This window comes from Kocuria sp. ICS0012, assembly GCF_001665945.1.
GTDB lineage: Bacteria > Actinomycetota > Actinomycetes > Actinomycetales > Micrococcaceae > Kocuria > Kocuria marina.
Genome location: NZ_LZMM01000051.1, coordinates 15813 through 34239 on the forward strand (window position 1 = coordinate 15813; position 18427 = coordinate 34239).

The 18427-nt window shown below is 70.0% G+C and carries 15 protein-coding genes and 1 pseudogene; 2 read left to right on the forward strand and 14 right to left on the reverse strand.

The features are described 5' to 3' along the window. Positions 1 to 52: 52 nt before the first annotated feature. From A5728_RS09135 to A5728_RS09185, 11 genes are all read right to left on the reverse strand, one after another. Positions 53 to 1423 (reverse strand): MFS transporter, encoded by a 1371-nt coding sequence (locus tag A5728_RS09135; RefSeq protein ID WP_231885591.1) that lies wholly within the window; start codon positions 1421 to 1423, stop codon positions 53 to 55. Continuing rightward, complete coding sequence (locus A5728_RS09140; RefSeq protein WP_064846740.1) at positions 1420 to 2739, reverse strand: deoxyguanosinetriphosphate triphosphohydrolase; 1320 nt, start codon at positions 2737 to 2739, stop codon at positions 1420 to 1422. The genes A5728_RS09135 and A5728_RS09140 overlap by 4 nt, the downstream gene beginning before the upstream one ends. 5 nt (positions 2740 to 2744) lie before the next feature. Further along, complete coding sequence (gene dusB, locus A5728_RS09145; RefSeq protein WP_064846741.1) at positions 2745 to 3929, reverse strand: tRNA dihydrouridine synthase DusB; 1185 nt, start codon at positions 3927 to 3929, stop codon at positions 2745 to 2747. Beyond that, positions 3910 to 4761, reverse strand: a complete 852-nt coding sequence (locus A5728_RS09150; protein ID WP_064846742.1) for a hypothetical protein — start codon at positions 4759 to 4761, stop codon at positions 3910 to 3912. Before A5728_RS09150 ends, dusB begins: the two co-directional genes overlap by 20 nt. A gap of 83 nt (positions 4762 to 4844) precedes the next feature. Beyond that, the gene (locus A5728_RS09155) at positions 4845 to 6206 is read right to left on the reverse strand and encodes a galactokinase family protein (RefSeq protein WP_064846743.1); all 1362 of its coding nucleotides are present in this window, start codon (positions 6204 to 6206) and stop codon (positions 4845 to 4847) included. A 60-nt stretch (positions 6207 to 6266) separates the two neighbouring features. Further along, positions 6267 to 7679, reverse strand: coding sequence for a sugar porter family MFS transporter (locus A5728_RS09160; RefSeq protein WP_231885592.1), 1413 nt, complete (start codon positions 7677 to 7679; stop codon positions 6267 to 6269). Between the two features lie 239 nt (positions 7680 to 7918). Beyond that, on the reverse strand, positions 7919 to 8194 hold the full coding sequence (locus tag A5728_RS14520; RefSeq protein ID WP_064846744.1) for a glycosyltransferase: 276 nt from the start codon (positions 8192 to 8194) through the stop codon (positions 7919 to 7921). A gap of 274 nt (positions 8195 to 8468) precedes the next feature. Further along, positions 8469 to 8777 carry a hypothetical protein gene (locus tag A5728_RS09170; RefSeq protein ID WP_064846745.1) on the reverse strand — a complete coding sequence of 103 codons (309 nt, stop codon included), beginning with the start codon at positions 8775 to 8777 and terminating at the stop codon, positions 8469 to 8471. Between the two features lie 40 nt (positions 8778 to 8817). Then, positions 8818 to 9795 carry a GNAT family N-acetyltransferase gene (locus A5728_RS09175; RefSeq protein WP_064846746.1) on the reverse strand — a complete coding sequence of 326 codons (978 nt, stop codon included), beginning with the start codon at positions 9793 to 9795 and terminating at the stop codon, positions 8818 to 8820. Positions 9796 to 9802: 7 nt separating this feature from the next. After that, positions 9803 to 11185, reverse strand: coding sequence for a glycine--tRNA ligase (locus tag A5728_RS09180; RefSeq protein ID WP_064846747.1), 1383 nt, complete (start codon positions 11183 to 11185; stop codon positions 9803 to 9805). Positions 11186 to 11495: 310 nt separating this feature from the next. Further along, positions 11496 to 12692, reverse strand: coding sequence for an acyl-CoA dehydrogenase family protein (locus A5728_RS09185; RefSeq protein ID WP_064846748.1), 1197 nt, complete (start codon positions 12690 to 12692; stop codon positions 11496 to 11498). A gap of 104 nt (positions 12693 to 12796) precedes the next feature. Here A5728_RS09185 and A5728_RS09190 point away from each other — a divergent pair. After that, positions 12797 to 13983 (forward strand): annotated as a pseudogene (locus A5728_RS09190) (AMP-binding protein). Positions 13984 to 14109: 126 nt separating this feature from the next. After that, positions 14110 to 14628 carry a MarR family winged helix-turn-helix transcriptional regulator gene (locus A5728_RS09195; protein WP_064846749.1) on the forward strand — a complete coding sequence of 173 codons (519 nt, stop codon included), beginning with the start codon at positions 14110 to 14112 and terminating at the stop codon, positions 14626 to 14628. An 82-nt stretch (positions 14629 to 14710) separates the two neighbouring features. On the opposite strand, the gene mmsB is transcribed toward A5728_RS09195, so the two are convergent. The 3 genes from mmsB to A5728_RS09210 all read right to left on the reverse strand — a co-directional run. After that, on the reverse strand, positions 14711 to 15643 hold the full coding sequence (gene mmsB / locus A5728_RS09200; RefSeq protein WP_064846750.1) for a 3-hydroxyisobutyrate dehydrogenase: 933 nt from the start codon (positions 15641 to 15643) through the stop codon (positions 14711 to 14713). 157 nt (positions 15644 to 15800) lie between these two features. Continuing rightward, a complete protein-coding gene (locus tag A5728_RS09205) occupies positions 15801 to 17297 on the reverse strand; it encodes a CoA-acylating methylmalonate-semialdehyde dehydrogenase (RefSeq protein WP_082943370.1) in 1497 nt (498 codons plus the stop codon). 122 nt (positions 17298 to 17419) lie between these two features. Beyond that, positions 17420 to 18427: DMT family transporter (locus tag A5728_RS09210; protein WP_156523424.1), on the reverse strand; the 1008-nt coding region annotated here is incomplete at its 5' end.

The following is an 18427-nucleotide window of genomic DNA, read 5'->3' on the forward strand; positions in this document are numbered from 1 at the left end:
GAACGACTGGTTAACGGGCCCGCAAGGACACGCGATGACTCCGGCCACGGCGTCACCGAACGGTCCTGCGACGAACAGGGCGCGGGGTCAGCGAGCCGCCGGGGCGTCGTCGTTCCCGCCGACCACCATGCGGCGGTCCGGGGCACCCACGGTCTTGGAGCCGACCATGGCCAGGCTGCCCAGGGCACCGACCGCGGCGAACGCGAAGAAGCCCCACGGGTACGCGAGCCCGGCACCCAGCAGCGTGCCGCCCACGATGGGACCGCTGATCGCGCCGAGACGCCCCACCCCGGCGGACATGCCCAGGGCGGTCGCGCGCACGCGCGGCGGGTGGTTGGTCGCGGTGAACGCGTACACGAGCACCTGGGAAGAGAACACGAAGCACCCGGTCAGGAACACCATGACGTAGATCCCGGCCACGGGCAGCCGGATCGCGAGGGCCGCGAGCAGCACGGCCGAGGCCGCGAACCACATGATGCTCGCGATGCGGGGGGGTAATCCGGTCCGCCACGCGGCCACCGATCCACAGCCCCACCACGGCGCCCACGTTGAGGATGAGCAGGAAGCCCAGCGCGTTGCCGAGGTCGTAGTCCGCGGCGCGCATGATCTGCGGCAACCACGTGTTGAGCCCGTACACGAGCAGCAGACCCATGAAGGACGCGATCCAGATCACCACGGAGTTGCGCGCGTACGTGCCGCTCAACAGTAGGGCCGCGCCCTTCTTCTCAGCCACCACCTGGGCCGACGGCGCTGCGGCACCGCGCGCGCCCGAGGCCGCGGGGGCGGCGTCGCCGATCTCCAGAGGCACGTTGTAGTGCGCGGCCACCCGGCGGGCATCCTCGAGGCGGCCCTTGGACGCGAGGTAGGACGGGGACTCGGGCAGGAACACGAGCATGAGCGGTACGAGGATCAGGGCGGGCAGCGCGCCCGCGATGAACATGGTGTGCCACGTGAAGTGGGACAGCACCCAGATCGCGAGCGCCGCGGTGAGCACGGCACCCACGTGGTAGCCGGTCATCATGACCGTGGTGGCGTTGGAGCCGCGGCCGGGGCGGGAGAACTCGGTGACCATGGAGATGCCGGTGGGCAGGCAACCGCCCAGGCCCAGGCCCGCGAGGAAGCGCAGGATGCCGAACCACAGGACGGTCGGGGCGAACGCGGCGGCGAACGTGAGCACCGAGAATACGATCACGGCTCCGATGAGCATCTTGCGCCGGCCCCAGCGGTCCGTGAGGTAGCCCATGCCCAGGGCGCCGACCATCATGCCGAACAGACCGGCGGTCGCGACCGCGGTGGCCTCACCGGTGGTCATCCCCCACGCCTGGTCCGCGAGCAGGGCGGGCATGACGGCGCCGAGCACCACGGCGTCGAAACCGTCCAGGGACGAGATGTGGGGCGCAGAATCGATGCCGCCGGACCTCACCAGAGCGGCTTGTCCCCCGTGCGCCAGTTGGTGCCCCGGATCCGGTCGTGCAGCGCGACCGCGGAGCGGTCCGTGAGGCACGCGATCTGATCGACCACGAGCCGCAACCGGGCGGCTTCACTGCCGGGGCCGTCCCCCAGGGCACGCCAGTCCGCGGCGAACTCGGGGGCCAGGAACCGCCCGTCCGTCTGCATCAGGGCGTCCACGAGGATCGTGAGGATCTCGTGCTGGTTGTCGTAGAGGGGCAGGGCGTCCCGCACGGTCATCACGAACGCGGTCGCGATGCCTTTGAGCACCCCGATCTCCAGCTCCGTCTCGCGCGGGACCACGAGGGACGCCCGGTACCGGGTGAGCCGGTCGTCCCCGGCCACGTCCCGGGTGGCCGCGACCGCGGACATCGCGAACCGGCCGATCAACTGGCTCGTCATGTTCTTCAGTCGTGCCAGATCCGCGCGTGTCCCGTGCAGACGGGGAATCCACACGGGTGAGGACTCGAGCCGGGACAGCGCGGCGTCGAGCTCGTCCTCCGTGGCGGCGGGCAGGTACCAGCCGCGGGTGCACTCGATGACCCGGTGGCGGTGCGCGGGTTGCGTGAGGTTCTCGAGCTGCAGTGCGTGGGCCGCGACCGCGTCCTCGACGTCGTGGACGCTGTAGGAGATGTCGTCCGCGAGATCCATGACCTGGGCCTCGATGCACTTGCGTCCGGGCACCGCGCCCGCGCGGAACCACTCGAACACAGGCAGGTCGTCCTCGTAGGCTCCGAACTTGCGGTTGGGGCGCCCGTCCGGCCGGGGCGGGGCGTCCGCCGCGCTCCACGGGTACTTGCACGTGGCGTCGAGTGTCGCGCGGGTGAGGTTGAGCCCCGCGGGCTCCCCCGACAGCGCGATGATCTTGGGCTCGAGCCGCACGAGCAGGCGCAGGGTCTGGGCATTACCCTCGAAGCCCCCGATCCCACGGGTCAGCTGCGCGAGCGCCGTCTCACCGTTGTGCCCGAACGGCGGGTGACCGAGGTCGTGGGACAGGCACGCGGCGTCCACGACGTCCGGATCGCACCCGAGCGCCTTGCCCAGCTCGCGCCCGATCTGGGCGACCTCGAGCGAATGGGTGAGCCGGTTGCGCACGAAGTCGTCCGACTGCGGCGAGACGACCTGGGTCTTGGCCGCGAGCCTTCGCAGCGCGGAACTGTGCAGCACGCGCGCGCGGTCCCGCTCGAAGTGGCTGCGATGGCGGTTGTGGTGGCTCTCGGCGACGAACCGCTCGGTGTCGGTGGGCTCGTAGCCCGGGGGCAGGATCGCCAGACGGTTGGGGGTGTGCAGTGGGATCAGCCTCCCGAGACATCGAGCTCGGCGGCCGCGAGACCCAGCCGTTCGGCGTCGCCCAGGATGCGGGAGTCGAGCCAGCCGTCCGGCAGGTGGGGCTTCTTAGGTGAGCCCGCCCGGCCCCGAGGCCCTTCGACGTCCGCGCCCGGGTAGGGGGCATCCAGGTCGAGTTCGTCGAGCAGTTCGCGCAGCGCGGCGAGTGTGGGCACCTGCGCCATGCGGGCGCGTAACTGCCCGCCCACCGGGTACCCCTTGAAGTACCAGGACACGTGCTTGCGGATCTCGCGGCAGCCCTTGAGTTCGTCCCCGAACTCCTGGGTGAGCAGCTCGGCGTGGCGGTACACGGTCTCCGCGACCTTGCGCACACCCGGCCGGTAGCGGCGCGGGCTGCCCTCGAAGGCTGCCTGCAGGTCCCCGAACAGCCACGGCCGGCCTTGGCAGCCCCGACCCACGACGACGCCGTCCACGCCCGTGTGCTCGACCATGCGCACCGCGTCCTCCGCGGAGAAGATGTCCCCGTTGCCCAGCACGGGGATGTCCGGGAGGGCCTCGCGCAGCCGCGCGATCGCATCCCAGTCGGCGTGGCCCGAATAGTGTTGTTCGAGGGTGCGCCCGTGCAGGGCCACCGCGGCGATCCCCTCATCGCGGGCCATGCGTCCGGCATCCAGGAAGGTCTGGTGTTCACCGTCGATGCCGATGCGCATCTTGACGGTCACGGGGATCTCCCCGGCCTCGCGCACCGCCGTGCGGATGATCGCGCGGAACAGGTCGGTCTTCCACGGCAGGGCGGAACCACCACCGCGCTTGGTGACCTTGGGCACGGGGCACCCGAAGTTGAGGTCGATGTGGTCCGCGCGATCCTCCTGCGCGACCATCCGCACGGCCTTGCCCACGTTCACGGCGTCCACACCGTAGATCTGGATGGATCTCGGGGTCTCGTGGGGGTCGTGGTCGATGATCCGCAGGGACTCGGGGCGGCGTTCCACGAGTGCCCGCGCCGTGACCATCTCGGTCACGTATAGTCCCCCGCCGTACTCCCGACACAGGGTGCGGAAGGACTTGTTCGTGACCCCGGCCATCGGCGCCAGGACCACGGGTACGTCCACGGTCAGCCGGCCCAGCTGTAGGGGTTTCAAGTTCAACACGGCCGGTTCACGGTCCGCGGTCTCAGTCGTCTCGGTGCTCATCGTGGGTCATTGTCTCATTCGTCCGCTGCCCGGCGTCGCGGTCGGTGCGCGCGGACGCGTCCACCTGCTCGAGTCGCATCGCGAGCTTGAACGCGCGCACCTGCTTGTCCCTGCGACCCAGGGTCTTGTACACCGCGCCCAGGTCCCGCAGACATTGCACCCACTCGCGGGTGTGGGCCTCCGGCTCGGGCAGCGCGGGGTAGAGGTTGCTTGCGGTGTGGAGGGCGTGGGCAACGTCGTTCCAGGCCATCATCCCCTCGGCGAGCGCCGCGAGCCCTTTCCAGCACATGATCTGCCCGGCCACGTCCCCGCGCGCTTCGCAGCCCGCGAGCACGGTCTCGTAGTGCTCGGCCGCGAGTTTGCGCCGCCCGGCCGCTTGCGCCGCGGTGGCCAGGTGGGACACCCAGCGCAGGTCCTCCCGCGTGACGAAGCCCGCACCGTCCCCGGCGGGTCGCGCCGGATCCACCCCCGCCGCCGCGGCCCCCTCCTGGAACTCGCGGTATGCGTCCCACGGGCGCCCGGCCAGCAGCAACACGTCCCCGAGGTTCTCGAGGCACTGCACCCGCGCTCCCAGGGATCGCGCCGACCGTGGCGCGCGCTTGTACTGCGTCGCGGCCAGACGGTAGTGGTGTTCCGCGTCCGCCCAGTCGCCGGCGTCCCGCGCGAGATTCCCCAACCACGACGCCGCCTGGCCCGCTTCCAGCCACGCCTCCCCGAGTCGCGCCGTGCGCAGGGCCGCCTCGTAGTGATCGCGTGCCGTGGCGGTGTCCCCGGACGACGACGCCGCCCGGCCCCGTTGCAGCCTGCGCGCCACCCTGGCCCGTGCGAACATGCGCCCTCCTCCTGTGCTCCTACCGCGTGATTCTTCCAGCCCCGATCATTGCCCCGTGCAACCGATGCCGCAGGGGCGCGGGGTCAGAGGACCCTGCGGGCGGCGTCGGACGGGGTGAGCGTGAGGAACAGCGGATCGAGGAACCCGTTCTCCGCGAACCGGTGCTGCACCGCGCTCGCGAGTCGCTCCACGTGGGTCTCGGGAACCAAGGCGATCACCGAGCCCCCGAAACCGCCGCCCACGACCTTGGCACCCAAGGCCCCGGCGGCCAGGCAGCCCTCGACCGCCGTATCCAGTTCCGGGACCGTGACCTGGCAGTCGTCCCGCATGGACTCGTGGCCCGCCACGAGCAGCTGACCCACGGCCGCCCAGTCCGGGTCCGCCTCACGCAGGAGTCGGGCGATCTTCTCCGAGCGCACCATCTCGGTCACGGAATGACGCAGGCGCAACCGGGTCCCTCGGGGGTCTTCGGTCAACGGGGCGCCCGCCCCGAGCAGGTGGTCGAAGCGCTCGAGGACCGCCGCGGCGTCGTCGAACCCCGGATCCTCGGGCAGCGCGTCGCGCAAGCGGGAGACCCCAAGCACCGCGGCAGCGGCCTCGCACTCGGCGCGGCGGGAACTGTACTGACCGTCGGCCAGTTTGTGCGGGGCGGACGTGTCCACGGCGAGCCACGTGAGACCCGCGAGCGCGGGATCGGCGGGCAGACGGGCGACGTCGAAATCGCGGCAGTCCAGCGCGAGCAACTGCCCGGCGTGCGAGCGCAGGGACGCCGTCTGGTCCAGGCCGCCGGTGTTGGCGCCCACGATGTAGTTCTCCGCGTCCATGCAGGCTCGGGCCAGGGCGCGGCGCAGGGTGTCGTCCGGGTGGTCGTCGTCCGTGCGCAGCGAGAACAGGGCGAGCGCGACCGAGCACTCGAGCGCCGCGGAGGACGCGAGTCCCGCGCCGATGGGCACGGTCGAGTCCACGAGCAGGTCCGCGCCGAAGTCCGCACCGAGCGCGAGTCCGGGCACGGCCTCGTGCTCGGAGTGCCCCGCGGCCACGCGGTTCATCCCCCACGCCACGCCCGCGGCGTAGCCGAACCAGCCATGGATGGCTCCGGGTTGGACGTCACTCACCCGGGCCGCGCGCAGTTCACGGTCCGCGACGGAGGCGTCCGTGTCCTGGAGGGACTGCGCGTGCAGCATCCCGTCCGTGCGGGGTGCTGCGGCGGTCAACGTCACGTACTGGTGGGCGAAGGGCAGGCACATCCCGCCCGAGTAGTCGATGTACTCGCCCATGAGATTCGCGCGGCCGGGCGCGGCCCACACCCCTGCGGGCGGGCGGGCGTAGACCTCCTCGAACTTCGTGCTCAACCGCTGCGCCCGCTCACGCACGTCCGGTTGCGCGACCCAGCGCGGGCGCGCGAAGTCTTCCGGGGTGGTGGTTTCGCTGAGCTCACAGGACACGGACGGTTCCTCACATGGTGTGGACGGGGCGTCGTAGGACGACTGACGAACCATTGTCCCCTACCCGGCGCGGAAGTAGCGCTCCAGCTCCTCGAGGGACTTGTCCTTGGTCTCCGGGGCCACGCAGTACACCCACACGATCGCTATGAGCTGGAGCACCACGAAGATCATGATCGTGTACCCCACGCCCAGCGCGTCCGTGAGCACGGGGAACGTGAGCCCCACCAGGAACGTCATCATCCACAGGATCCATGCGCACACACCCATGCCCACGCCGCGCACGTTGAGCGGGAAGATCTCGGACATGTACAACCACGTCACGGTGCCGATGCAGCACTGCATGAACCCCACGAACACCACGATGCACGCGAGGATCACCCACGCGCGCGCCGGACTGCCCTCGGGGATCGTCAGGTAGGACACCGCGAAGCCCGTCAACGACGTTGCCGTCCCCACCAACCCGGTCAGCAACAGTGTCCGGCGGCCCACGTGCTTGAGCAGGTACATGGCCAGGGCCACAGCCACGACCCCCATGATCCCGGGGATGATGTTGGCGTAGAACGCCCCGTTGCCGCCGAAGCCCACGTCCTGCAGCACCGTGACGCCGTAGTACTGGATCGCGTTGATCCCCGAGATCTGGTTGATCACGGCCATGGACGCGCCCAGCACGAAGATTCGCCTGATCCACGGGACGCGGACCAGATCCGTGATCCGAGCCGCGGGGCGGTGCTCGTCCTCGTGGGCGAGTTCCAGGACGATCTCCCCCTCGCGCCGGTCGTAGGAGTCCTCGCGGATGCGGCGCAACACCTGGAACATCTTCTCCACGGCTCCGTGGCGGGCCAGCCAGCGCGGGGATTCCGGGACCGCGATCATCCCGATCCACAGCACGAGTGCGGGGACGGTCGCGAGCACGAGCATGAAGCGCCACACGTGCGGAAGGTGCCCGAACGCCGTCGCCAACCCCGCGTTGAACACGAACGCGAGCGCCTGCCCGCCCACGATCATCAGCTCGTTCTGAGCGACCACGCGACCGCGCAGGTGCGAGGGGGCGAGTTCGGCGAGGAACACGGGCACGATCACGGAACACGCGCCCACGGCCATCCCCAGCAGGCAGCGGAACATCACGAGCACCGCGACGGTGGGTGCGATCGAACACCCGATCGTGGCGACCACGAAGACCACAGCCAGTATCATCAGCACCCGGCGGCGGCCGTAGCGGTCGGCGAGCTTGCCGCCGAACGCCGCGCCCCACGCGCCGCCGAACGGCAGGATCGAGGCCACGAGACCCTCCAGGAACGGCGTCAACCGCAAATCCGCCACGATGGACGGCAGCGCTCCGTTGATCACCCCGGTGTCGTAACCGAACAGCAATCCGCCGAACGTGGCCACCGTGGCGATCAGCCGCAACCGGCCGTTCATCTCCTGGCGTCGCGGTGGCTCCGTGCGCGACGGACTCGCCTGGGTCTCGAACATGGGACTCCTTTCCTCCGTGAACGTCTTACCACGAACGACGCATTGCGGGGCGCGCGAGGCTGCTCGGCGCCGACCCGCTCGACGTCCTGTCTTCAGGTCAGTCCTCGGTGCCCGCGATCCTGGCCGCGGGCTCCACCGCCGTGGCGCTCGCGAGCGTGGCCGCGTGGTTCGTGACGGCCGTGCTGTCCCGGCACGAGCAGCACGCGGAGGCCTCGTAGACCGAGACCGGACGGCGGCGGTCAGTTCGCACCGCGGCCCGAACGGATCCCGTGATCGTGGAGCTCGTCCCGCAACGCGCGCCACATCCTGTCATACGTGAACCGCTCGGTGACCACGGCCCTGCCCGCCTCCGCGAGCGCCTCCCGCTCGGCCAGGCGGCGCAGTAAGCGGTCCACGGTGTGTCGCCAACCCTCGGGGTCACCGACCGCCACGGGTGCCGCGAACCCCGCGCTGAGGTATTCGCTCAGGGCTTCGGTCGCGGTGAAGGCCACGGCTGCCGCGGCCTCGCGTGCCACCGTTTGCCCTGTGGGGTACACGAGCTCCCGCGTGGGAACGGCCGTGATCGGACCTGGCGGCGAGGACGTCGACGGCCCGCTGCGTCCCGTCGTCGGTGAACAGTTCCGGTGCGCAGCCGAACGGGATAGCGGCCACCTGATCGGCCCGGAACCCTGCATCCACGAGGATGTCGATCTGGTTCCGGCTCAGCGTGAGGATCAGATCCACCGCCGAGAACCGGCGGACGAGCGCGCGTCTGCGATGGGGATCCGCTCGTCGGATCCATTCCATGAGCTAGCACGAGATCACCACCAAGGGTGTGCTCGCGTACGGCGGCACGTCCCGCCGCTTGAGCTGCGCGGCGAGTGCCGTGACGGGTTCGAGCAACCCCAGGACCAGTTCGGCGTTCCGCACCCCGGGCACGGCCCTGAGGGGCACGTCCACCATAGTGTGGGTCCGATGCTCCACGACGTCCCGCAGATTCCGGGGTAGCCTGCCGCGCAGGGGTCGGACACCGGTGACCGGGAAACCCGGACCCGGAAACAGGTCGATGCCGTACGGGCACGCCGTGTGGTCACCCGCGTGGAGAACCAGTGTCCTCACCGCACCCGTCCTCCCCCCGCACCGGCCTGGACCGGCGGCCTTACACTCGGTCGTCCACCAGCGTGACCGTTTCCGTGACCACGTGCGCGACCCCGGCCTCCAGCAGGTTGTCCACCACGGCCACGAGCGGGGTCATGGAGTCGTCCACCTCGAGCTCCACGGGGTAGTCCCGGACCAGCAGGGCCAGCAGCGTCTCCACGGCCGCACCCGCCTCACGCGCGGAACCGTCATCGGAAGAGGCGCCCGGCACGTAGCCCAGCAACACGTCCGCGGCCTCGAACCGGGTGGCCCGGTCCTCGGGATCCTGCGGATCGAACGGGCGGTAGCTCACGGCGAACGCGGTGATCGATGCGGGACCGTCACTCCCCGGAGCGCCCGCGCGCAGCACCAGGGCTCCGAACGCTCCGGCGGTGTCCGAGAGCAACTGCCGGTTCACCGCACCGATCCCGATCTCCGCGACCGGGTCCCAGTCGTGGACCGAGCGGTAGAACTCCCACACGGCGCGTGTTAGTTCCACGGAACCGGTCGCGAGATCTTCCACGGAGCGCACCCACGAGCCGTCCGCGGTCTGTCCGAGCGCGGGTTCGGGCAGGGCACCCGCGGCCACGCGCACCACGCGCGAGCGCATGGCCGGGGTCAGGCCCTCCGCCTTCGCGAAGCTCTCCCCCGCGGAGCCGGGGGTCACGCGGGAGCGCAGCGCCGTGACGCTCGACGGCGCGTCCGCGGCCACTTTCCGCAAGCGCGCCAGGAGCTCCCGGCCGATGCCTTCGCGCTGCCGGTCCGGAGCCACCTCCACGTACGCCCACAACCGGCGCGGGTGCCACGGGGACTCGTAGACCACCCCGGCCGCCACGGGGACGCCGTCGTCGACGGCCACGAGCGTGCGGGAGAACGCGGCGGCGTCGTCGGCACCCAGTCGCGCACGGAAGGCCTGCGCGGGGGCCGACGGCGCGTCCGGCCAGACCTCGAGCAGACGCAGGTCGTCGTCCTCTCGCCACGGACGGTACTCGATGCTCATGCGGTGCCTACTTCTCGAGGTGGTCGGCGAGGTACTGCTGGACGCGGTCCAGACCCACGCGCTCCTGGGTCATCTCGTCGCGCGAGCGCACGGTCACGGCTTGGTCCTCGAGGGTGTCGAAGTCCACGGTGATGCAGAACGGCGTGCCGATCTCGTCCTGGCGGCGGTAGCGGCGGCCGATGGCCCCGGCGTCGTCGTAGTCGATGTTCCAGCGCTTGCGCAGCTCGGCGTCCAGGTTCTGCGCGGCGGGGCGCAGGTCCTCCTTCTTGGACAACGGCAGCACGGCGGCCTTGACCGGAGCGAGGCGCGGGTCCAGGCGCAGCACGGTGCGCTTGTCCACGCCGCCCTTGGTGTTGGGGGCCTCGTCCTCCACGTACGCGTCCACGAGGAACGCCATCATGGAACGGGTCAGCCCGAATGACGGCTCGATCACGTACGGGGTATAACGCTCCCCCGAGGCCTGGTCGAAGTACTGCATCTTGGTGCCGGAGTGTTCGGTGTGGTTGCTCAGGTCGAAGTCCGTGCGGTTGGCCACGCCCATGAGCTCGCCCCACTCGGAGCCCTGGAAACCGAAACGGTACTCGATGTCGATCGTGCCGTCCGAGTAGTGCGCGCGGTCGTCCTCGGGGACGTCGTAGCGGCGCATGTTGTCGGGGTTCACACCCAGGTCCACGAACCAGTTCCAGCACGCCTCGACCCACTCGTCGAAGTAGCGCTTCGCCTCGTCCGGGTGGATGAAGTACTCGATCTCCATCTGCTCGAACTCGCGCGTGCGGAAGATGAAGTTGCCCGGGGTGATTTCGTTGCGGAATGCCTTGCCGATCTGCCCGATCCCGAACGGCGGCTTCTTGCGCGCGGCGGTCACCACGTTGAGGAAGTTCACGAAGATGCCCTGAGCGGTCTCCGGACGCAGGTAGTGCTTGCCCTCCTCGTTGTCCACGGGACCCAGGAAGGTCTTCATGAGCCCCGAGAACTGCTGGGGCTCGGTCCACTTGCCGTCCTGGCCCGTCTCGGGGTCCTTGACGTCCGCGAGCCCGTTGACCGGCGGGTGGCCGTGCTTGGCTTCGTACGCCTCGAGCAGGTGGTCCGCGCGGTAGCGCTTGTGGGTGTGCAGCGACTCCACGAGCGGGTCCGTGAAGGTCTCCACGTGGCCCGAGGCCTCCCACACCGCGGAGGGCAGGATGATCGAGGAGTCCAGGCCCACCATGTCCGCGCGGCCGCGCACGAAGGTCTGCCACCACTCGCGCTTGATGTTCTCCTTCAGTTCCGCGCCCAAGGGCCCGTAGTCCCACGCGGAGCGCGAACCGCCGTAGATCTCACCCGCCTGGAACACGAAGCCCCGGCGCTTGGCCAGGGAGATGACATTGTCCAGGGTGGATTTGGCAGTCATGCGGTCTCACGTCCGTTTCTCGCCCGACCGCTGGCTGCGGCCGCGCGTGGAGTACTGGGTGGGTCGTTCACGGCGCCGACGACGACGCCGCGGGGCCGCCCACGCGGGACCGGCACCGAAGGGTGCGGGTGCGGTGGGGACGAGAATGCCCGACGGCGCGCGAAGGCGCTGTCACCAGGGTAACGAGGATGCCGAATCCCCGCCTAACCGTGCGGCCCTCGCTCATGAGGGACCGCGCCCGGTCGGTCACGACCCCGGGCGCGGTCGTGCGGGCACGGCTTCCCACTTCTGGTCGTCAGCTCCCGGCCACTCAGACGAACGCGGAAACCCCCGTGAGCGCCCGGGAGACGATGAGCGAGTTGATGTGGTAGCTGCCCTCGTACGTGTAGATGGCCTCGAGGTCCCCCAGGACCTTGGCGATCTCGTAGTCGCTCAGCAGGCCGTTGCCGCCCAGGGCGTCACGCGCCAGTGAGGCCGAGCGCCGGCCGAGCCGGGTCGCGGTGGACTTGGCGAGGGCCGCGTGCATCATGTCCATCTCGTCGCACGTTTGCAGGCGGGTGACTTGCACCATGAGCGCGGAGCTCGCCGCGAGGTTGCCCGCGATCTCCGCCATGGCCTGCTGGACCATCTGGAAGCTCGCGAGAGGCTTACCGAACTGTTCCCGCCGCAGGGTGTACTCGCGTAGGACGTCCAGGATGGCCTGTTGGGCGCCCACCGCTTGCCACCCGACCCATGCGCGCGAGTCCTTGAGCAGCATGTTGGCGGCGTCGAAACTCACGGCCCCGGGGAGCAGGGCGTCCGCGGGGACACGCAGGTCCGTGAACGTCACGTCCGCGTTCTGCATGATGCGCAGACCCATCTTGTTGCCGATCTTGGTCGCGGCGTACCCGGGTGTCCTGGTGGGCACGGCGAAACACTTGACCTGACCGTCGGCCGTGTCCCGCGCCCACACGAGGGCCAGTTGGGCCACGGTTCCGGCGCCGATCCAACGTTTTCGACCGTTGATGGCCCACTCGTCACCCTCGCGGGTGGCGGTGGTGGCCAGGCCGCCGGCGATGTCCGAGCCGTGCTCGGGTTCAGTGAGGCAGAACGCCCCGATCGTGGAGAGGTCCGAGAGTCCGGGGAGCCACGTGTCCTGTTGCTGCTGCGACCCCAGTTCCACGAGGGTCCCCACGATCAACTCGTTGTGGATCCCGATCAGCGCGGACAGGGACACGTCCGCCCGGGCGAGCTGCGCATGCACGAGTCCCTGGAACAACCGGGACGAGCCGTCCCGGAACAGATTGCCCAGGCCGAGCTCGGCGAGCCGGGGCAGCATCTCCAGGGGCAGCTGCTCCCGGTTCCACGGGTCGATCGACTGACGGCGGACGTTGTCCTGCAGGTGCTTCTCGATCCCCGCCAAACGGGTGCGTTCGTCATCGCAGAGCAGCTGCTGGATCTTCAGCAGGTCCACTCCGGGGAGCTCGGACGCGGCACGGGGACGAGAGGAGGTGATGGCGGTGGTCATCCTGGCCCTCGGGTGCTCGGTAATCCAATGGTAATCTTTTCAACTATAGACCGTCCAAGTACATATGTGTGTCACAGATCACATTAATTCGAGGGGGGCCGGTCATGACCGTCACGGACGAGTTTCGCGCCGCACGCTACCACCTGGTGTCGCTCCAGCAGAAGTGGGAACGGGCCCGGGAGGAGTTCGTGCGGCTGCGCGTCGATCACTTGAACTTCGGCCTGGACTGGTTCGGTCAGCTCGCCGCATCCTCCGAGCGCCGGGACCAGGACGCGCTAATCATCCTGGAGGAGGACGGCTCCCGCCTGACCCGCACGTTCGCGCGACTGAGCCAGGACTCCGCGCGGGTCGCCAACTGGTTGCGCGAGCTCGGTGTGCGCCGCGGGGACCGCGTGATCCTCATGCTCAACAACCAGGTGGGGCTGTGGGAGTGCATGCTCGCGTGCATCAAGCTGGGGGCGGTGGTGATCCCCTCGACCACCCAGATGGAACCCACCGACCTCACGGCCGGGTGGAACGCGCCGGCGCCTCGCGGGCGGTGGGCGGCGTGGAGGATGCCGCCAAGTTCGCCTCCGGGCCCGGGGACTACGCGGTCGTGTACGTCCCGGGGGTCCGGGCGGGTTCCGAACCGGTCGCCGCACCCGAGCTTCCCCACCGCACGTGCCTGGACTACCGGGACGCGTACGCGAGCTCGGACGAACTGGAACCGGACTCGCCCACGGGCGGGGACGCTACCCTGCTGCTGTACTTCACGTCCGGGACCACGTCCACGCCGAAACTCGTGGGGCACACCCACACGTCCTACCCCGTGGGCCACCTCTCCACGATGTACTGGATCGGTCTGGAACCCGGTGACATCGTCTCGGTGGACGAAAACGGGGTGTTCAGCTACATGGGCCGCTCCGACGACGTGTTCAAGTCCAACGACTACAAGATCTCCCCGTTCGAGCTCGAGTCCGTGCTCGTGGAACACCCCGCGGTGCTGGAAGCGGCCATCGTCCCCACCCCGGACGAGCTGCTCCTCGCGGTCCCCAAGGCCTGCGTCACGCTCGCGCCCGGCCGCATGGCCGACGCCGCGACCGCCACGGAGATCCTGGCCTACTGCCGCACCAAGGTGGCACCCTACAAGCGGATCCGTCGGATCGAGTTCCTCGAACTGCCTAAGACCATCTCGGGCAAGATCCGTCGCGTGGAACTGCGCTCGGTGGAGACGCGGCGCTCCAAATCCGGCCGAGCGCCGGAGGGGTACGGGACGGAGTACCGCGAGGAGGATCTGTCCCTGGACCAGTAATGGCCGCCCGGTGACGGCCCTCCCGTGACGGTCGCCCGGTGACGGACGTTCGATGACAGGCCCTTGGTACCCTGACCGGGCCGCGGGAGGGCACCGACGGCATCCGATGAGGAAGGCGGGTTCCCTATGTCGACCACTCCCGGGCTCCCCAGGGACCCCATTGCCGAGGCCCAACGCAACTGGATGCGGCACGGGTGGGAGGACACCGCCGCGCCCATGGCGGCGGTCACGGCCATCATGCGCGTGCAACAGATCCTGCTGTCCCGGGCCGAGGCCGTCCTCAAACCGTTCGGGCTCACATTCGCGCGCTACGAGCTGATCGCGCTGCTGAGTTTCTCGCGCGAGCACCAGATGCTCATGAAGAAGGCCAGTGCCCTGTTGCAGGTCCACCCGACCTCCGTGACCAACGCGGTGGACCGCCTCGAGGACGCGGGCCTGGTGCGCCGCGAACCGCTGCCCAGTGACCGGCGGGCCATCACCATCGTGCTCACGGATCGGGGGACGGCCGTAGCCGCCGAAGCCACCGAGGCGCTCAACCGTGACCTGTTCCGCGACACGGGGTTCGCGCCGGACGAGGTGGACTCGCTCATCACGATCCTGCGGCGCTTCCGCGCACACGCCGGGGACTTCGCGATCGAGGGCTGACGCCCCTGCGACGCCAGGCCCCGCCATTTAAGCCCCGCCGCGCACGCTCCCCGCTCAATCCTTGCTGGTCAGGCCATGCCACTCAGGCCCCGCGCTCGCTCTCGGCGCGGATGGTCTCGATGATCCCCGAGAAGTCCCGGTGGGCGCCGTCGCCGGCCGCGAACTCGCGGTACAGCTGCGCGGCGAGCGGGCCCATGTGGGCCGCGACCCCGGTATCGGTCAGTGCGGAGACGGCCAGGTTCAGGTCCTTGGCCATCAGGGCTCCGGCGAAGCCCGGCCGGAAATCGCGGTTGGCGGGACTCGCGGGAACGGGCCCGGGCACCGGGCAGTTCGTGGTCAGGGACCAGCACTGTCCCGAGGCCTGCGAGACGACGTCGTACATCGCGTCGTGCGTGAGCCCCAGTTTCTCGGCGAGCACGAACGCCTCGCTCACCGCGATCATGGACACGCCCAGGATCATGTTGTTGCAGATCTTCGCGGCCTGCCCCATGCCGTTGCCCCCGCAGTGCACGATCCGCCCGCCCATGATCTCGAGCAGCGGGAGCACCTCCCGGTATACGTCCTTCGGGGCGCCCACCATGAACGCGAGCGTTCCCGCCTCCGCCCCGACGACGCCGCCCGAGACCGGTGCGTCCGCCGCCCGGTGGCCCGCCGCCACGGCGAGTTCGGCGACGTCCTGCGCGTCGGAGATGTCGATTGTGGAGCAGTCGAGGAACGTGGTCCCGGCGGGTGCCGCCGCGAGCAGACCGGGCGCGGCGTCGTCGCCCGTGTAGGCCTGCCGGACGTGCCGACCCGAGGGGAACATGGTGATGACGACCTGCGCCTCACGGACCGCGGCCGCGGGCGAGTCCACCACCGTGACCCCGGCCGCGCGGGCGGCGTCCATCGCGGCGGGGACCACGTCGAACCCCAGGACCGGGACGCCCGCAGCCACCAAGTTGGCGGCCATGGGCCCGCCCATATGGCCCAGGCCCAGGAAGGCCACCCGGAGATCTGTTGTGCCGGAGGTGTTCATGGTGCTTCCTGACGGTTCGGAACCCGGGGGTTCGGGACGTTCGGTTCGGGCGTTCGGCTCGGGTCGCGAAGTGCGGGTCGCGAGGCGCGGGACCTATGGGGCGGGAACCACGGGCCGGGCCCCGTGGAAGGGAACCCGCGGGCGTCCGCGGGCCCGCTCAGCTGCCGGCGGGCATCACGAAGCTCGAGCCCTCCTTGGCCCCGGAGGGCCAGCGCGTGGTCACGGTCTTGGTCTTCGTGTAGAACTTCAACCCGTCCGTGCCGTGCTGGTTGAGGTCGCCGAAACCGGAGGCCTTCCACCCGCCGAAGGTGCAGTACGCGATGGGCACGGGGATCGGGACGTTCACGCCCACCATCCCCACGTCCACCCGGGACGTGAAGTCGCGCGCGGTGTCCCCGTCGCGCGTGAAGATGGCCACGCCGTTGCCGTACTCGTGCTCGGAGGGTAGGCGCAGGGCCTCCTCGTAGTCCTCGGCACGCACAACACACAGCACGGGGCCGAAGATCTCGTCTTTGTAGATCTGCATGTCCGGTGTGACGTGGTCGAACAGGGTGGCCCCGACCCAGAAGCCGTCGGGGTGACCCGCGACCTCCGCGCCGCGCCCGTCTACGAGCAGCGTGGCGCCCTCCTGCTCACCGATGCCGATGTAGCGCTCGATGCGTTCCTTGGCGTCCGGGCCCACGACCGGGCCGAAGTCCGAAGCCGGGTCGAGGGACGGGCCCAGGGTGAGTTGGTCAATGCGCTCGCGCAGCAGGTCGACCAACAGGTCTGCGGTGGCCTCCCCCACGGGCACCGCCACGGACACCGCCATACAGCGCTCCCCCGCGGAGCCGTAGGCGGCGCCCATGAGGGCGTCCGCGGCCTGCTCGAGGTCCGCGTCCGGCATGATGACCATGTGGTTCTTGGCGCCCCCAAAGCACTGGGCGCGCTTGTTGTGCTGCGCGGCGGCCACGTAGATGGACTGGGCGATCGGACTCGAACCCACGAATCCCACGGCCTTGACGCGCGGGTCCTCGATCAGCGCGTCCACGGCGGTCTTGTCCCCGTGGACCACGTTCAGCACGCCCTCGGGCATCCCGGCCTCGACGGCGAGTTCCGCGAGCCGCACGGGCACGGACGGGTCGCGTTCCGAGGGCTTGAGCACGAACGTGTTGCCCGCTGCGAGCGCGATGCCGGTCTTCCACAGCGGGATCATGGCCGGGAAGTTGAACGGGGTGATCCCCGCGACCACGCCGAGGGGCTGGCGGACCGAGTGGACGTCGATCCCCGTGCCGGCGTTCGCGGAGAACTCCCCCTTGAGCAGGTGGGGTGCCCCGGCGGCGAATTCCACGACCTCGACGCCGCGCTGAATGTCCCCGCGCGCGTCCTCCAGCGTCTTGCCGTGTTCGTTGGACAGCAGCTCGGCCAACTCGTCCGCGTTCTCGTTAATCCGGTCCACCCATTTGAGCAAGAGCCGCCCCCGGCGTTGGGGGTTGAGCGCGGACCATACGGGGAACGCCTCCTGGGCCGAGGTGACGGCGCGCTCGACCTCGTCCGCGGTGGCCAGGGGCACCTGCGCCGCGACCGTGCCCCGCACGGGGTTGTAGACGTCCCCGAATCGCCCGGACTCCCCCGGGACGCGTGTGCCTGCGATGAAATGTGGGATCTGGGTCATGGTCGTCTCTTTGCGGCGCTCCATTGTGACGTGCGTCTCACGAAAAATCTAACGACAAACCATTACACGTGCAATCAATCGTGGGGCGACGGATTCCCGACCACACCACGCAGAATCGCGCCTCAGGAACTGCGGTGTGAACCCCACGGGAGTGTGACAACCACGAGGCCCACGAGGGTGGCCAGCGTGCCCGCGACCGTGACGGGGGTGACCATGGTGGCCGCGGTGGGCACGGCGACGTCGAGCACGAGCGCCCCCAGCAGCATGCCCGTCACGAGCCCCAGGCTGGTCTGCAACACACCCACGTGCCGGGCCAGCACCGCCCCGGCGGCCACGAACACGATGCCCAGGATCCCGCCCGTATAGAGCCACCACTCGTGGGGCCACTGCACGGGGCCGGGGCGCGTGAGCCAGCGGGCCACACCGGCCACGACCACGAGTGCCACGGTCCCGGCCGCGAAGTTCGTGAGCGTGGATGTGAGGGGCGTCCCGGTGGCCGCGGCAATGTGAGCGTTCCACGCCGTCTGCACCGTGTTGAGCACACCCGCCAGAACCGGCAACGCCACCGCGCCCACGAGCGCCGGGGTGGACATGTGCAGGGGACCCGCCGAGAACCGCGGCACCATGGCCACGGCCACGGCGGCCAGGATCAGGACGGTACCGAGCACCCTGTAGCGGCTCAGCGGTTGCATCCCGCCGGGGCCGATCCCCCACCGGTCCACGAGCATCCCGCCCAGGGACTGGCCCACCACGAGACCCAGGATGAACACGGACACGCCCAGCAGCGCCGTCGTGAGCGTCTGCGCGATCACGAGGTACGCGCCGAAGACCCCGGCCAGGAAGTACCACCAGCGGATCCGCCGCGTACGCAGCACGCCCGGCAACCGCGCCGCGCCGCGCCGGCCCGCAGGCAGTAGGACGGAGCCCACGAGCAACACTGCGCACCCGATCCCGAAGCTCACGAGCGCGGCGAGGTACGGGTCCCCCATGGCGCGGCCCAGCGCGCCGTTGAACCGCGACTGGACGGCCAGGCACGAGCCCGCCAGGATACTCAGCACGACCCCCGTGAGAAGGACGAGCGGGCTCCGGGCGTGCGCGTGTGGAGTGGGGGCGGGACGGCGGACGGGGGT

Excerpts from the sequence above, each read along its gene's own strand:
- dusB (WP_064846741.1), bottom strand. The coding sequence starts at position 3,929 with ATGAGCACCGAGACGACTGAGACCGCGGACCGTGAACCGGCCGTGTTG.
- A5728_RS09150 (WP_064846742.1), bottom strand. The coding sequence starts at position 4,761 with ATGTTCGCACGGGCCAGGGTGGCGCGCAGGCTGCAACGGGGCCGGGCG.
- A5728_RS09160 (WP_231885592.1), bottom strand. The coding sequence starts at position 7,679 with ATGTTCGAGACCCAGGCGAGTCCGTCGCGCACGGAGCCACCGCGACGC.
- A5728_RS09175 (WP_064846746.1), bottom strand. The coding sequence starts at position 9,795 with ATGAGCATCGAGTACCGTCCGTGGCGAGAGGACGACGACCTGCGTCTG.
- A5728_RS09180 (WP_064846747.1), bottom strand. The coding sequence starts at position 11,185 with ATGACTGCCAAATCCACCCTGGACAATGTCATCTCCCTGGCCAAGCGC.
- A5728_RS09185 (WP_064846748.1), bottom strand. The coding sequence starts at position 12,692 with ATGACCACCGCCATCACCTCCTCTCGTCCCCGTGCCGCGTCCGAGCTC.
- A5728_RS09195 (WP_064846749.1), top strand. The coding sequence starts at position 14,110 with ATGTCGACCACTCCCGGGCTCCCCAGGGACCCCATTGCCGAGGCCCAA.
- mmsB (WP_064846750.1), bottom strand. The coding sequence starts at position 15,643 with ATGAACACCTCCGGCACAACAGATCTCCGGGTGGCCTTCCTGGGCCTG.
- A5728_RS09205 (WP_082943370.1), bottom strand. The coding sequence starts at position 17,297 with ATGACCCAGATCCCACATTTCATCGCAGGCACACGCGTCCCGGGGGAG.